Raw genomic sequence first — 14,083 nt, 5'->3', positions numbered from 1 at the left:
ACGGCTCGAACCAGCCGGCAGATCACGGGCCCTGGCGGCCGGGGCCCGGTGCGGTCGAGGCCGCCGGCTTCACACGGTGCGGGCCGCCTTGACGGTGGCGACGAGCCCGTCGAGTTGGCCGCGGATCCGGGCGGCCGTGAGGTGGTCGAGGTAGTCACGGGAGCTGACGATCTGGCCCCCGCGCACGCGCAGCACGAAGATGCCGGGCAGCGCGAACGGTTCTCCGGTGTCGACGACGGTGCCTTGATACTCGAACTCGGCGACGATGACCTCGGGATCGGTCGTCTGGTGGACGGTGATGTTGGTGGCGCGTCGGTCCAGTCGCGGACCGGCGAAGGTTGGCCGAAAGTGCTCGCGAAGGTCGTCGCGGGTGCGCAGCGCGGGAGCACGAAGCGGGTGGAACGGATGCACGACGTCGGTTTGTTCCGCGTAGAGGTCGGGGAGGTCCTCCCAACGCCCCTCCGCGACACCGTTCACGAGTGCGAGGAAGACCTCGCGCGGGCTGGGGGGTCCGGCCATGACATTCTCCTGTCGTCGGCGACTGCCGTAGGTCAGTAGGATCCGAAGTGATGACTCCGACTATACGGAGTCACGACTTCGTTTATCACCCGGCGAAGGAGCGAATGAGTACTTCCGACACACCGCGGATCGGGAGCGGGCGGGTGCGACGCATCGACGCGCAGGCCAACCGTGGCCGCATCCTCGACGTCGCCGAAGAGGTCTTCGGCGCGGGCGGGGAGTCCGCCTCGACCGAGGAGGTGGCCCGACTTGCGGGAGTCGGCATCGCCACGGTCTTCCGCCACTTCCCCACCAAGGGGGCACTGGTGCAGGCCGTACTCGTGCGGCGGTTCGATCGCCTGCGTGAGCAGGCCGAAGCACTGCTCGACAGCGCGGATCCCGGCACTGCCTTCCATGACTTCTTCCGGCACCTCGTTGCCGACGCGGCGACGAAGATCGCCATCGGCGAGGCTCTGCTCGACGCTGGAGGCGACCGCGACGGCGAAGCCGCCCACGCGTCCATGGGCCTGCGCCGAGCCGTTGGCGCGCTGCTCCAGCGGGCCCAGCGGGCCGGCGCCGTCCGAGACGATGTCGAACTGCCCGAGGTTTACGCCCTGCTGGTTGCCACATCCCGGGTCGCCGCGAACCGGGACCTCGACGACGAGGTGAAAGCCCGCGCGCTCACCATCGTCTTCGACGGGCTCGCACCTCATCACAAGATTTCCGCCGGCGATGTCGAGAACCGCGGGCCGGCTCCGTCTCCGCGGTGAACGCGACCAGAATGGGTCGCACCCGCACGGAGGAGAACCACCATGGCGAAGTACCTGCTCCTGAAGCACTACCGCGGAGCTCCGGCCGCCGTCAATGACGTGCCCATGGAGCAGTGGACGCCGGAGGAGATCTCGGCGCACGTGCAGTACATGCGTGACTTCGCGGCCCGGCTCGAGGGGACCGGCGAGTTCGTCGACGGTCAGGCGCTCGCCCCCGAGGGGACGTTCGTCCGGTACGACGGCGAGGGGCGCCCGCCGGTCACCGACGGCCCCTTCGCCGAGACGAAGGACCTCATCGCCGGCTGGATGGTGATCGACGTCGACAGCTACGAGCGCGCCGTCGAGCTGGCCGGGGAGCTGTCGGCCGCCCCCGGTGCGGGCGGGAAGCCGATCCACGAGTGGCTCGAGCTGCGGCCGTTCCTCGCCGAGCCGCCGACCATCACGGAGTGACCTGGCGCATGGATGAGGCACTGCTCCGGAGCCTCACGCCGGGCGTGCTCGGGATCCTCGTCCGCCGCGGAGCCGACTTCGCGGCGGCCGAGGACGCCGTGCAGGACGCGCTGGTCGAGGCTGTCCGCGTCTGGCCCACCGATCCGCCGCGGGACCCGAAGGGCTGGCTGATCAGCGTGGCCTGGCGCCGGTTCCTCGACGCGACGCGGTCGGACGCCGCCCGACGGCGGCGTGAGGACCTCGTCAACGAGGAGCCCGCGCCCGGGCCCACCATCGCGGCGGACGACACGCTCCGGCTCTACTTCCTGTGCGCCCACCCGTCGCTGACCCCGTCGTCCGCGGTCGCGCTCACGCTCCGCGCCGTCGGCGGGCTGACCACCCGCCAGATCGCCCAGGCCTACCTGGTGCCCGAGGCGACCATGGCGCAGCGCATCAGCCGGGCCAAGCGCACCGTCTCCGGCGTACGGTTCGACCAGCCCGGCGACGTCGCCACCGTCCTGCGCGTCCTCTACCTGGTGTTCAACGAGGGCTACTCCGGCGACGTCGACCTCGCCGCCGAGGCCATCCGGCTCACCCGGCAGCTCGCGGCGGCGATCGACCACCCGGAGGTGGCGGGACTGCTCGCCCTCATGCTGCTGCACCACGCCCGGCGCGCGACCCGGACGGCGCCCGACGGCAGCCTGGTGCCCCTCGCCGCGCAGGACCGCGGACGCTGGGACACCGCGTCGATCGCCGAGGGCGTCGCGATCCTCCAGGCGGCCCTCGCGCGCGACCGGCTGGGCGAGTTCCAGGCCCAGGCCGCCATCGCCGCTCTCCACGCCGACGCGCCGACGGCGGAGGAGACCGACTGGGTGCAGATCGTCGAGTGGTACGACGAACTCACGCGCCTGACCGACAATCCGGTCGTCCGGCTCAACCGCGCGGTGGCCGTCGGTGAGGCCGACGGACCGCGCGCCGGGCTCGCGGCGCTCGCCGGGCTGGACGACTCGCTGCCGCGTCACGCGGCGGTGGCCGCGTACCTGCACGAGCGCGACGGTGACCTGGTGACGGCGGCACGCCTCTACGCCGAGGCGGCCCGGAAGGCGCCCAACCTGGCGGAGCGCGACCACCTGACGCGTCAGGCCGCACGGCTCAACGCCCGCCGGGGCTAGCGCTGTGGCGTTGCCGTGGTGGGTGCCGAGGTCGGCCAGTCGACCCGGAGCGGCAGCCCCAGGAACTCGGCGTAGCGGGCGAGGGCGCGTTCCGTGCGCGGCCGGTCCACCGGCGCGAGCGGCCTCACGGTGACGGTCACCCGGGTCTTGCTCACGGCTCGTTTCCAGGTGCCCACCACCCGGCCGGCGCGCACCACGGTGGGCTGGAAGATGCCGTTGTTGCCCGGGATGATCGCGTCCCGGTGGGCGGCGTCGAGCATGAGCGACCGGTCCTTGTAGCCCAGCAGGTACTCGTCGAAGCCGGGCAGCACGAGCAGGTCGTCGACCTCGCTCGCAGGGGCGTCCAGCAGCGCGGCGTCGACCCGCATCTCCTCGCCGTCGACGTCGACGGTGGCGAGCGCGTCGCCGGCCGCCGCGAAGCCGCGGCGGGCGTCGGTGAGGGTGAGCCCCGTCCAGCCGGCGAACTCGCGGGCGGTCACCGGGCCGTGGGAGCGGACGTACCGGCGGACGAGCGTCGCCAGCGCCTCGTCGCGGTCGAGCCGGCGCTGCTCGGGCGCCCACTCGTCGAGCAGCGCGAAGGTCTGCTCGGTGCCGACGGTCGGGGCCACACAGGTGATCCCCCGCACGCTCGCATACCACAGCAGGTGGTAGCCCCGTTGGCCGTCGGTGCCGATGCCGGCCGCGTTCAACGTGGCCAGGCACTGTGCGCGGGTGAGCCGCCCGCCGCCGGCCAACGCGCTGCCGAGCACCTCGACCGCGCGGTCGACGTCGGCCGGGTCGAGACCCAGCGCGACCCGTCGGGTCGCGGCGCTCGCCAGTGCGCGTACGCCGGTGAGCTCGAGCATCCAGCGCGCGTCGCGGGCCGGGACGAGGTGCACGGTGCCCCGCATGGGCCAGGTGCGCAGCGCCTCGCGCCGTTCCAGCGCGGCCTCGACGTCGACCTTGGTGAGGGCGGGCAGCCGGGCGCCTAGCGACCAGAGCGCGCTGGCCAGATCCTGGGCCTGCATCGCGCCGAACCACTCGACCACCTCGGCCACGGTGCCGGGCCGGGTGGTGGGGTGCGGGCGCAGCAGCAGGCTCGTCATGCGCAGGCCACGCGCCTCGCTCGCGGTCAACGACACGGGCATGGCTCCTCCTCACGGCGTCGCCGTGAGCCTAGGCCGCCCCTCCGACAGGCAGGCATAACGGCTGCAGGAGCGGGGATGCGGCGGCAGGTGCGCGCGTCGCGCGTGCGGAAGGGAGAGAGTCATGACTGCGTCCAGCGAGCCGATGCGGGGCGGCGCGCCGGCCCGGTCCCGGGCCGAGGGCACTCCGGCCAAGACCAGTGCCGCCGCGACCTTTTCCCTGGTGTTCGGGGTCTCTGCCCTGGTCTGCACCCTCACGGCCATTCTGGCGTGGGCCGGGATCATCCTGGGGATCATCGGGATCATCGTCGGGATCTTCGGACTCCGGATGGCCAAGCGCCCGGGTGTGACCGGTCGAGGAGTGACGATCGGAGGCCTGACACTCAGCATCATCGCGCTGATACTCGGGCTGGTCTTCATCGCGGGGGTCGCCACGTTCCTCAACAACCAGGGCGCGGCGGACCGGCTGCAGGAGCAGGTGGACGACCTGCGAAACCGGGTCAGTTGATCCGGGACGGGAATCAGGGCGCGGGATCCGCGGACGGCGACGTCGTACCGCGGCCCGCCGACCCTGATTGCGTCACACCGCCGCTGGGGTCTCACAGCCGGCGGTACATCACCAACAGGTCGACGTAGCCGTGCGCGGGGTGATGGAAGCCGTCCGGGACGCGGCCCACCACCTCGAAGCCGAGCGAGCGCCACAGCGCCACGGCCCGGGTGTTGGTCGACACCACGGCATTGAACTGCATGGCCCGGTAGCCGTCGGCCCGGGCCAGGTCGAGCACGTGTTCACCGAGCGCCCGGCCCACGCCGCGCCCGCCGGCCGCCGGCGCCACCATGAAGCTCGCGTTGGCGACGTGCGCGCCGGGCCCGAGCTGGTTGGGCGTCAGCTTCGCCGAGCCGAGCACCGTGCCGTCCGGCTCGGCGGCCACCACCGTGCGCCCCGGCGGGGGCACCAGCCACAGCCGCCGCGCGGTGTCCTCGTCGACGTCACGCGGCCAGGTGTACGTCTCCCCGGCGGCGACGATCTCGCGGAGGAAGGGCCAGATGTCCGGCCAGTCCGCGGCGGTGGCGGGTCGGATCCGCATGCCCCCAGCATTCCCGTCCGTGCCGCGTGGCCTGTCGGCGGGTCGCCCGCACGGTGCGTTTGTGGTCACATGCGCCGGGTAGTCGCCGGAGCCGACACGAACGGGGAAGGGGACTCTGCGATGGCTGACCGGACCAAGGTGGCGGTGATCTACTACAGCGCCACGGGCACCACGTACCAGATGGCGCAGGCCGCCTGCGAGGCCGCCGGGGACGCGGGCGGCGACGTGCGTCTGCGCAAGGTACGCGAACTCGCCCCGGCCGAGGCGATCCGCTCCAACTCCGGTTGGCAGGCGCACCACCTGGAGACGCAGGACGTCCCCGAGGCGCAGCTCGACGACCTGTCCTGGGCCGACGTCGTCATCTTCGGGACACCGACCCGGTACGGCGTGATGGCCGCCCAGCTCAAGCAGTTCATCGACACCACGGGGCCGCTGTGGTCCCAGGGCGCCCTCGTCAACAAGGTCTACTCGGCGTTCTGCACCACCGGGACGAGCCACGGCGGCCAGGAGGCGACCCTGCTGTCGCTGTTCAACGTCTTCTACCACTGGGGCGGGATCGTCGTGACCCCCGGTTACACGGACACCAGCCAGTTCATCGCCGGTAACCCGTACGGCGCCTCGCACACGAGCAACAACGGCGAGATCGCCCCGGACGACATCGCGCTGACCGCCACCGCGCTGACCGCCCGTCGCGCGCTCGAGATCGGCACCGCGGTGAAGAAGGGCCTGGCCGGCTGAGCGGGCCGGCCGGTGGCCGCTTCGGCCACCGGCCGCCCCGACCAGCGGCGGCGGTGACTACGCCCCCGGGCTCCCGGGACGCCCGGCGCGCGCCACGCGGACGGGCTCCGGCGCCAGCAGCGGTGGCAGCAGGTCGGCCAGGACCGCCAGGCCGTCCCGGCTGAGCACCGACTCCGGGTGGAACTGCACACCGGCGAAGGACGGGCCACGCAGCGCGTGCACCGCCCCGTCGGCCCGCTCACGGGCCACCTCCACCCGGCCGTACGCGGTGTCCACCTCGTCGGCGTCGCAGCGGGCGGTGAACGTCGCGTAGAAGCCCAGCCGGCGTCGTACGCCGAACAGGTCGACCTCCCGCTGCAACCCCTGGTAGGGCGCGTCGCGGCGGTGCACGGCCAGTCCGAGCAGACCGGCCAGCAACTGGTGCCCGAGACACACGGCGAGGGCCGGCCGGCCGGCGGCCAGCAGCCCGGCGATCAGCCCGCGCAGCGCCGCCATCTTCGGGTCGGTGCGGCTGCCCGGGTCGCCCGGCCCCGGGCCGACGACCACCAGGTCGTACCCGTCGGTCGGGCCGGGCGCGTGCCACGGCCGCACCGTCACGGCCAGACCCAGCGCTCGGAGCTGGTGGGCCAGCATGCCGGTGAAGGTGTCCTCGCCGTCGACGATCAGCACGGACCGTCCGGCCAACCCGGGTCGCCCGGGCGCCTCCGGTGCCCGCTGGTCCAGCCAGAACCGCGCCAGCGGCGCGTTGCGGGCGGCGAGCGCGGCGCGTACCGCCGGATCGTCGGCCAACCGCGGCGCCGGCTCCCGGCCGGCGCCGGGCGCCTGCGGGCCGAGCCCCAGCGCGGCCAGCACCCCGGCGGCCTTGGCGTGCGTCTCCGCCACCTCCCCGGCGGCCGTCGAGTGCCGCACGAGGGTGGCGCCGACCGGCACCCGCAGGGCCCCGGCGGGGGAGATCTCGGCGGTGCGGATGAGGATCGGCGCGTCGAGGGTCTGCCGGCCCGCGTCGTCGTGGCCGAGCAGGGCGAGCACCCCCGCGTAGTAGCGCCGGCCCGTGCGCTCGTGGCGGGCGATCACCCGGCAGGCGTTCTCCATGGGGCTGCCCGTGACGGTCGGCGCGAACATCGTCTCGCGGAGGACCTCCCGGACGTCCCGGGAACCGCGACCGGCCAGCAGGTACTCGGTGTGGGCGAGGTGCGACATCTCCTTCAGGTACGGCCCGACCACCTGGCCGCCGTGCTCGGCCACGGTGGCCATCATCTTCAGCTCCTCGTCGAGCACCATGTAGAGCTCCTCGACCTCCTTCGGGTCGGCGAGGAAGCGCAGCAGCGCGTCCCGCTCCGCCGACGCGCCCGGGTGGCGGAAGGTGCCGCTGATCGGGTTCATCATGACCAGACCGTCGTCCACGCTGACGTGCCGTTCCGGGCTGGCGCCGACCAGCACCCGGGCGCCGGTGTGCACCATGAAGGTCCAGTACGCGCCACGTTCGCGCAGCAGGAGGTTGCGCAGGGCGGCGAGCGCCGCCGCCACGGGCGGGCCCTGCACGGTGGCCGTCAGCGCCCGGTGGACGACGAAGTTGGCGCCCTCGCCGCGGCCGATCTCCTCGGCGAGCACCCGGTCCACCGTCCGCGCGTAGTCCTCGTCGGAGACGTCGAACGCGGCGCCGGCGGTGCGTACCGGGTCCGTGGGCAGCGCGGCGACCGCGTCGGCGAGGCCGATCCGCTGGTGGCCGGTCACGAGCAGACACTCCAGCGGCACGCCGTCGTCGACGCAGGCGAAGCCGCGCTCGGTGATCTGCCGGTAGGGCACCACGGCGAGCGTCCGCGGCCCGACGCCGGGCGGCAGCGGCACGTCGGCGAGCCGGTCGACCGTGCGGACCGGGCCGGTGAACAGCTCCAGCTCGTCGGCGTCGGCGCGGCGGACCAGCGCGAACGGGCCGGGGTCGGCGCCGGTCGACACGGCGGCGAGCAGGTCGTGCAGGTGGGTCATCGGGTTCTCCTGGGGCCGGGTGCCGCCGGTGGGGCGGCCCGGGGCCGGAAGAACCGGCGACCGCCTCGACGAGGCGGCCGCGTGGAAGAGCTACGCGCGGGGAGTGGCCGCCGGGTCGGCGGGCCACCAGCAGTTCAGGTGCGCGAGCATGAGCCCACCCTACGGGGCGGGCCGCCCGGGCGGAAGCCGTACCGTCGTACCGGCCGGCGCAGGAACGCTCGCCGCGCACGCGCAACGGGTAACTTGACCCGCGATGAACATTCTCGCGATGGACCTGGGCACCTCGTCGGTGCGCGGGCTGGTGCTGGACCGGGACACCCGACCCGTGCCCGGCGCCCTGGCGCGCCGCAAGGTGAGCCTGGCCATCGGCGACGACGGCACCGGCACCCTGGACGGGCCCGCGTACCTCGCGTGCCTGGTCGAGTGCCTCGACGAGCTGGCCGCCGCCGGGCACCTGCGTGACGTCGAGCTGGTCGCCATGTCCGGCCAGTGGCACTCGGTGCTCCCGCTCGCGGATTCCGGTGAGCCGCTCGGCCCCGCCATCACCTGGCTGGACACCCGGCCGACGCCACCGGCGTCGGTCACCGGCCCGGCCGACCCGGACGACTACCACCAGCGGACCGGCACGTGGTGGCACCGCGGCTACTGGTCGGTCCGGCTGCCCTGGCTGCGCGAGCGCGCCGGCACCCGGGTGGCCCGGTTCGCCGGCCTGGTCGAGTACGTGCTGGGGGAGCTGCTCGACGAGGCGCCGATGTCCATCTCGCAGGCGTCCGGCACCGGGCTGCTCGACCTGCGGACGCTCACCTGGGACGAGGAGGCGCTCGCGCTCGCCGGGGCGCGCGTCGACGAGCTGCCGGCCCTCGCCCCGTTGCAGTGGCACGGGCGGCTGCGAACGGTGCACGCGAAGCGCTGGCCCGCGCTGGCCGGCGTCCCCTGGTCGGCGCCTGTGGGCGACGGCGGCGCGTCGAACGTCGGCTCCGGCTGCGTCGAACCGACCCGGGCCGCGGTGACCGTCGGCACCTCGGCCGCCGTGCGGCTCATGCAGCGGGTGCCGGCCGGGCAGGAGCTGCCCCGCCTGCCCGAGCGGCTCTGGCGCTACCGCGTCGACCACGACCACGTGGTCACCGGCGCCGCGTACTCCTCGGGCGGGAACCTGTTCGCCTGGGCCAACCGGGAGCTGCGGCTGCCGATCGGCGCCGAGCTGGACGCCGCGCTCGCGCTGGTGCCCGCCGGCGGCGGGCGACCCGCGGATCCCCGCTTCGGCGGTGACCGCCCGCCCGGCCTCGCCCCGGCCGGCTCCGGCCGCCTCGGTGGGCTGAGCTTCGGCACCACCGCCGTCGACATCCTGGCCGGGCTCATGCAGGGCCTGTGCGAGATGGTCGCGGAGGATCTCGGCGTGCTGGAGTCCACCGTCGACCGGCAGGTGTCCGTGGTGCTGGGTGGCGGGGCGGTGGCCGCCTCGGTGTGGTGGCGGCAGGCGTTCGCCACGGCGCTCGCGCCGCGGGCGGTGTCCCACCAGCGCAACCCGGAGATCGGCGCGACGGGCGCGGCGCTGGTCGCGCTCGGCCGGCTCGAGTCGGCCGTCGAGTCGGCCGACATCGGCCGGACGGATGAACCGATCTCACCGACCACGGCAGGTGGGCCGCACCCGCAGTATCCTTCCTGAACGCCCGCGGCGCTCGGGCCGTTGACACGGCTCACCGGCCTGGTTGGATGGACTCCGCTCCCCGGCCACGGTGGACGCGACAGGGGTGACAGGAGGCAGCGTGGGTGCGGACGCGGCGCGCGGCGCGGTGTCCAGCCATCGTCGACGCCGCTACGACGTCCGGGTCGTGCCGCACCGGCGGCGTTCACCGCTGCGGCTGCGCGACTGGCGCATGCGGTCCAAGCTGGCCACCGTGCTGGTCGTCCCGTCGGTCGCCTTCCTGGTCCTGGCCGGGGTGCAGACGCGCGTCCTGGTCGGCCAGACCACGGTCCTGAGCGGGTTCGCCGAGCAGGTCGGCATCGGCCGGGAGATCACGGCCGCGGTGCACCGCATCCAGCAGGAGCGCGACCGCTCGGCGGGCGAGCTGGCCGCGCTGCGCCGGTCCGCCGACGCGGAGGAGCGTGACGCCGCCATCCGGGCCCTGGAGCCGTTGCAGGACGCCACCGACCGGGCCGTCGCCGACCTGCGCCGGGCCGCCCGCCCCCTCGCCGACGCGGACGTGTCCTGGCGGGTGGCGTACGCCGAGGTGCTGGAGGCGTACGACCGGATCATCTACATCCGGCCCACCGTGCCGCCGGCCGTGCTCGACAGCGGCACGATCCTCGGCAACTACCACCGGGCGGTCGACGCGCTGCTCAACCTGCTGGCCGAGCCGACCCCGGGTCAGGGCCGCCCGGCGCTCAGCGACGCCGTCCTGCGTTACGTGCAGCTGGCCCGGGTCAAGGAGCTGTCCTCGCGGGTCCGTGCCCAGCTCTACGCCGCCGCCCGCGCGGGCGGGTACGGCCCGGAGGACCAGGTCGTCCTCGCCGACCTGCGCGCCCAGCAGCTCGCCGCGCTCGGCGCGTTCCGGGCGGCCGCCACCGGCGACGAGATCGGCCGGTACGACCGGATGTCGGCGGACCCCGCGTTCGCCGCGGCCGCGCGGCTCGAGGAGCAGACCCTTCCCGTGGCCGGCAGGACGCCCGCGGTGCTGCCCGCCTCGCAGTGGTGGGAGGCCAGCGAGGAGCGGCAGGAGCTGCTGCGGCAGGCCGAGGCGGGCGTGCTGGCCGACGGGGTCCGGCAGGCCGACGACGCGGCGGCCGGCCAGCTGCGCACCACCCTGCTGGTCGCGGGCGGGATCGTCGCGGTGCTGCTGGCCGCGGTGCTCATCTCCGTCCTCGTCGGACGGTCGATCGCCCGGTCGATCCGGCTGCTGCGGGGCCAGGCGCTGCGGATCGCCCAGGTGGACCTGCCCGACGCCCTGGACCGGCTGCGCACCGTGACCGGCGGGGTGCCCCCCATCGAGGTGGCGCCGGCGGTGGTCCGCTCACTCGACGAGATCGGCGAGCTGGCGGAGGCGTTCGTGGCCGTGCACCGCAGCGCCGTCACCGTGGCCGTGGAGCAGGCGGTCACGAGGCGCACCGTCAACGCCATGTTCGTGAACCTGGCCCGGCGCAGCCAGGTGCTGGTCGAACGGCAACTGGAGTTGCTCGACGAGCTGGAGCGGCAGGAGAACGACCCGGACCAGCTGGAGAACCTGTTCAAGCTGGACCATCTGGCCGCCCGTATGCGCCGCAACGACGAGAGCCTGCTGGTGCTGGCGGGCACCGAGTCCACCCGGCGGTGGCAGCGGCCGGTGGGGCTGGGCACGGTGCTGCTCGCCGCAGCCGCCGAGATCGAGCAGTACCGGCGGGTCCGGCACGAGTCGGTGGCCGACCTGCACGTCGTGGGGCACGCCGTGGGCGAGTTGGTGCACCTGCTCGCCGAGCTGCTGGAGAACGCCACGTCCTTCTCGCGGCCCGACACGACGGTGTCGGTGACCGCCCGCGCCGACGGGACGGGCGCGGTGGTCGAGATCGCGGACCGGGGGCTCGGGATGAGCCCCGCGGCGCTGGAGGAGGCGAACCGCGGTCTCGCCGCGCCGCCGGCCGCCGACGTGGCCACCGTCGAACGGATGGGCCTGTTCGTGGTGAGTCACCTCGCGGCGCGGCTCGGAGTCCGGGTGCGGCTGGACGGCGGCTCCGACGGGCTGGTCGCGGTGCTCCGGTTGCCGGAGACGTTGCTGGCGCCGGCCCCCGCGCAGCCGCTCGACCCGCCGGTGTCCGCGCGGATGCTCACCGCCGGGATCGCCGAGGGTGGAACGGGCCGCCCCGACCAGCCCGTCGCGGGCCGCCGGCCGGGCGTCGTGCCCCGCCAGGCGCGGCCGGTGCCGGTACGCGCCGAGGACGTGCTGGCTCCCGTGGCCGGCCCGGCGGCCGCCGGCGGATGGTGGTCCCGGGAGGGGCCGGCCACCCCGGCAGCCCGACCGGAACCGGCCGTCCCGCCCGCCGTTCCGGTGACCGCCGGCACCAACGAGCGCGGTCTTCCGGTGCGGGTGCCGATGGCGCAACTCGCGGCGGTGACCCGGTCGGCGCGGCCGGCGCCCGCGCCGGACGCGTACGACCCGGACCCGGAGGCGGTCGGCGGCATGCTCTCCCGCCTCTACAGAGGGGTGCGGCGGGCCGAGGCGGAGGAGACCACCGAGCTACCCGTGCCGCCGGCCGGCTGGCACAGCGAAGGAGGACGACGACAGTGACGACGTTGAGTCAGGAGGCGCGGGACCTGAGCTGGCTGGTCAGCGGGTTCGCCGAGCGGGTGCCGGGTGTGGCGCACGCGGCGGTGGTCTCCTCGGACGGGCTGCTGGTGGCGGTCTCCGACCACCTGCCCCGGGACCACGCGGACAAGCTGGCGGCGGTCACCTCCGGCCTGATGAGCATCACGTCCGGGGCCGCGCAGATGTTCGACGGGGACGTGGTCAAGCAGACGGTGGTCGAGATGGGACGCGGCTACTTCCTGGTGATGCAGGTGCGTGACGGGTCGATCCTCGCCACCCTGGCGGCGGCGGACGCCGACATCGGCGTGGTCGGCTACGAGATGGCGCGGTTGGCCAAGCAGGCGGGGGAGATGCTCACCCCGGCGCTGCGGGCGGAGTTGCAGCAGGCGCTGCCGCGCTGAGCGGGTCCGGCCGCAGTGGCGCCGAGGGGCCGCCGCTGCGGCCGGGACGGGCGCCGACGCCCCGGCCGGTCGCTCAGAGCGCGTTGTCGGCGATCACGCCGCGGTACCAGTGGGCGCTGCGCTTGGGGATGCGCCGCTGGGTCGGGTAGTCCACGTAGACGAGGCCCCACCGCTGGTCGTACCCCTCGGCCCACTCGAAGTTGTCGAGCAGCGACCACACGTGGTAGCTCTCCAGCGGCACGCCGGCCGCGATGGCCCGGTGCGCGGCCGTGAGGTGCTCGCGCAGGAACGCGATCCGCCCGAGGTCGTCCACGGTGCCGTCGGGCCGCAGCGTGTCCCGGGTGGGCAGGCCGTTCTCGGTGACGGTGATCGGGACGGGCCCGTAGTCGCGGGTGACCCGGGTCAGGATGTCGTACATGCCCTCGGGGTGGATCTGCTGCCACCGCGCCTCCGAGGTCGGCCGGCGGCGCACGGTGCCGCCGTCGGCGGTCACGTAGATCGGCGTGTAGTACTGCACGGCGAGCAGGTCCACGGGGGAGGAGATGATCGCGAGGTCCCCCTCGACGACGCCGCGTGCGAGGCGGCTGCCCGGCCCGAGGTCGGCCAGCACGTCCTCGGGGTAGTGGCCGGTGAACACGGGGTCCAGGTAGAGCCGGTTCTCGTATCCGTCGTGGAGACGGGTGGCCGCCGCCGCGTCCGGGGAGTCGTCGGCCGGGTAGCAGGGGTGCAGGTTGAACGCCGGGCCGATCCGCCCGTCGACGCCCGTGGACCGCAGGGCCCGTACCGCGAGCCCGTGGGCGAGGTGCAGGTGGTGCGCGACCAGGTACGCGGCGTCCGGGTCCTGCCGGCCGGGCGCGTGGTGACCGGAGAGGTAGCCGTTCTGCACCACCGTCTTCGGCTCGTTGATGGTGAGCCAGACCGGGACCCGGTCACCGAGGGCGCGGAAGACGATCTCGGCGTAGTCGGCGAAGCGGTGTGCGGTGTCGCGGGCCTCCCACCCGCCGGCGTCCTGCAGCGCCTGTGGCAGGTCCCAGTGGAACAGCGTGGCCATGGGGGCGATGCCCCGCTCGTGCAGGCCGTCCACGAGGCGCCGGTAGAAGTCGAGGCCGCGCTGGTTGGGCGCGCCCGTGCCGTCGGGCTGGATCCGCGGCCAGGCGATGGAGAACCGGTAGCTGTGCAGCCCGAGGTCGCGCATGAGGTCGAGGTCCTCGCGGTAGCGGTGGTAGTGGTCCGCCGCCACGTCACCGGTGTCGCCGTTGCGGGTGCGGCCCGGGGTCCGGCTGAAGGTGTCCCAGATCGACTCGCCCCGGCCGTCCTCCTTGACCGCGCCCTCGATCTGGTACGCCGAGGTGGCCGCGCCCCAGCCGAAGTGGGGCGGGAAGCGCAGCGGCGTCGGCTGCGGGGCGGGCATCGACATCGGTTCTCCTCGTGGGTGCGGACTGCCGGCCCGAGGCTCGGGAGCGCTCCCATCATACGGCAGGAGACCGGCGCCGTTCGCCGCCGCGGCACGTCCCGTCCCGTCGCCGGGCCTCCGCCGCGACGCGCCGGAGCGGCCGCCCGTCCGGTCGCCGGAGCGGCCGTCCCGACCGGCCGGCGGACC

General features: G+C 74.4%; 13 protein-coding genes. 8 read left to right on the top strand and 5 right to left on the bottom strand.

The window, feature by feature from the left end; genetic code table 11:
* Nucleotides 1–69 precede the first annotated feature (69 nt).
* Nucleotides 70–519 carry a nuclear transport factor 2 family protein gene (locus tag ACSNOA_RS22515; protein WP_436661151.1) on the bottom strand — a complete coding sequence of 150 codons (450 nt, stop codon included), beginning with the start codon at nt 517–519 and terminating at the stop codon, nt 70–72.
* A gap of 143 nt (nt 520–662) precedes the next feature.
* On the opposite strand from ACSNOA_RS22515, the gene ACSNOA_RS22510 reads away from it, so the two are divergent.
* From ACSNOA_RS22510 to ACSNOA_RS22500, 3 genes are read left to right on the top strand one after another with little or no spacing between them, the layout of a single operon-like run.
* Nucleotides 663–1,268, top strand: coding sequence for a TetR/AcrR family transcriptional regulator (locus tag ACSNOA_RS22510; RefSeq protein WP_436661149.1), 606 nt, complete (start codon nt 663–665; stop codon nt 1,266–1,268).
* 42 nt (nt 1,269–1,310) lie between these two features.
* Nucleotides 1,311–1,718, top strand: coding sequence for a YciI family protein (locus ACSNOA_RS22505; RefSeq protein ID WP_436661147.1), 408 nt, complete (start codon nt 1,311–1,313; stop codon nt 1,716–1,718).
* A gap of 8 nt (nt 1,719–1,726) precedes the next feature.
* Nucleotides 1,727–2,869, top strand: coding sequence for an RNA polymerase sigma factor (locus tag ACSNOA_RS22500; protein ID WP_436661146.1), 1,143 nt, complete (start codon nt 1,727–1,729; stop codon nt 2,867–2,869).
* Here ACSNOA_RS22500 and ACSNOA_RS22495 read toward each other — a convergent pair.
* Nucleotides 2,866–3,996: a winged helix DNA-binding domain-containing protein gene (locus ACSNOA_RS22495; protein WP_436661145.1), complete on the bottom strand. Its 1,131-nt coding sequence runs from the start codon at nt 3,994–3,996 to the stop codon at nt 2,866–2,868. The two genes, ACSNOA_RS22500 and ACSNOA_RS22495, sit on opposite strands and share 4 nt — an antisense overlap.
* A gap of 121 nt (nt 3,997–4,117) precedes the next feature.
* Between ACSNOA_RS22495 and ACSNOA_RS22490 the strand changes: the two genes are divergently transcribed.
* Entirely contained in the window at nt 4,118–4,501 is a 384-nt protein-coding gene (locus ACSNOA_RS22490) for a hypothetical protein (RefSeq protein ID WP_436661144.1), read from the top strand.
* 91 nt (nt 4,502–4,592) lie between these two features.
* On the opposite strand, the gene ACSNOA_RS22485 is transcribed toward ACSNOA_RS22490, so the two are convergent.
* A complete protein-coding gene (locus ACSNOA_RS22485; protein WP_436661142.1) occupies nt 4,593–5,081 on the bottom strand; it encodes an N-acetyltransferase family protein in 489 nt (162 codons plus the stop codon).
* A gap of 120 nt (nt 5,082–5,201) precedes the next feature.
* Here ACSNOA_RS22485 and wrbA point away from each other — a divergent pair, with 120 nt between their 5' ends.
* A complete protein-coding gene (wrbA, locus tag ACSNOA_RS22480; RefSeq protein WP_436661141.1) occupies nt 5,202–5,819 on the top strand; it encodes an NAD(P)H:quinone oxidoreductase in 618 nt (205 codons plus the stop codon).
* A gap of 57 nt (nt 5,820–5,876) precedes the next feature.
* Here the strand turns inward: wrbA and ACSNOA_RS22475 are convergent, their stop codons facing one another.
* On the bottom strand, nt 5,877–7,805 hold the full coding sequence (locus ACSNOA_RS22475; protein ID WP_436661139.1) for an anthranilate synthase family protein: 1,929 nt from the start codon (nt 7,803–7,805) through the stop codon (nt 5,877–5,879).
* A 253-nt stretch (nt 7,806–8,058) separates the two neighbouring features.
* On the opposite strand from ACSNOA_RS22475, the gene ACSNOA_RS22470 reads away from it, so the two are divergent.
* The 3 genes from ACSNOA_RS22470 to ACSNOA_RS22460 all read left to right on the top strand — a co-directional run bounded on the left by ACSNOA_RS22470 (nt 8,059) and on the right by ACSNOA_RS22460 (nt 12,483).
* Nucleotides 8,059–9,471, top strand: a complete 1,413-nt coding sequence (locus tag ACSNOA_RS22470; RefSeq protein WP_436661137.1) for an FGGY family carbohydrate kinase — start codon at nt 8,059–8,061, stop codon at nt 9,469–9,471.
* A 100-nt stretch (nt 9,472–9,571) separates the two neighbouring features.
* A complete protein-coding gene (locus ACSNOA_RS22465; protein WP_436661135.1) occupies nt 9,572–12,064 on the top strand; it encodes a nitrate- and nitrite sensing domain-containing protein in 2,493 nt (830 codons plus the stop codon).
* Nucleotides 12,061–12,483 carry a roadblock/LC7 domain-containing protein gene (locus ACSNOA_RS22460; protein ID WP_436661133.1) on the top strand — a complete coding sequence of 141 codons (423 nt, stop codon included), beginning with the start codon at nt 12,061–12,063 and terminating at the stop codon, nt 12,481–12,483. Before ACSNOA_RS22465 ends, ACSNOA_RS22460 begins: the two co-directional genes overlap by 4 nt.
* Nucleotides 12,484–12,556: 73 nt before the next feature.
* Here the strand turns inward: ACSNOA_RS22460 and ACSNOA_RS22455 are convergent, their stop codons facing one another.
* Entirely contained in the window at nt 12,557–13,900 is a 1,344-nt protein-coding gene (locus ACSNOA_RS22455; RefSeq protein WP_436661131.1) for a GH1 family beta-glucosidase, read from the bottom strand.
* Nucleotides 13,901–14,083: the final 183 nt, after the last annotated feature.

This window comes from Micromonospora sp. URMC 103 (genome assembly GCF_051386435.1).
Lineage (GTDB): Bacteria > Actinomycetota > Actinomycetes > Mycobacteriales > Micromonosporaceae > Micromonospora.
This window is presented reverse-complemented; position numbering and strand designations above follow the sequence as displayed.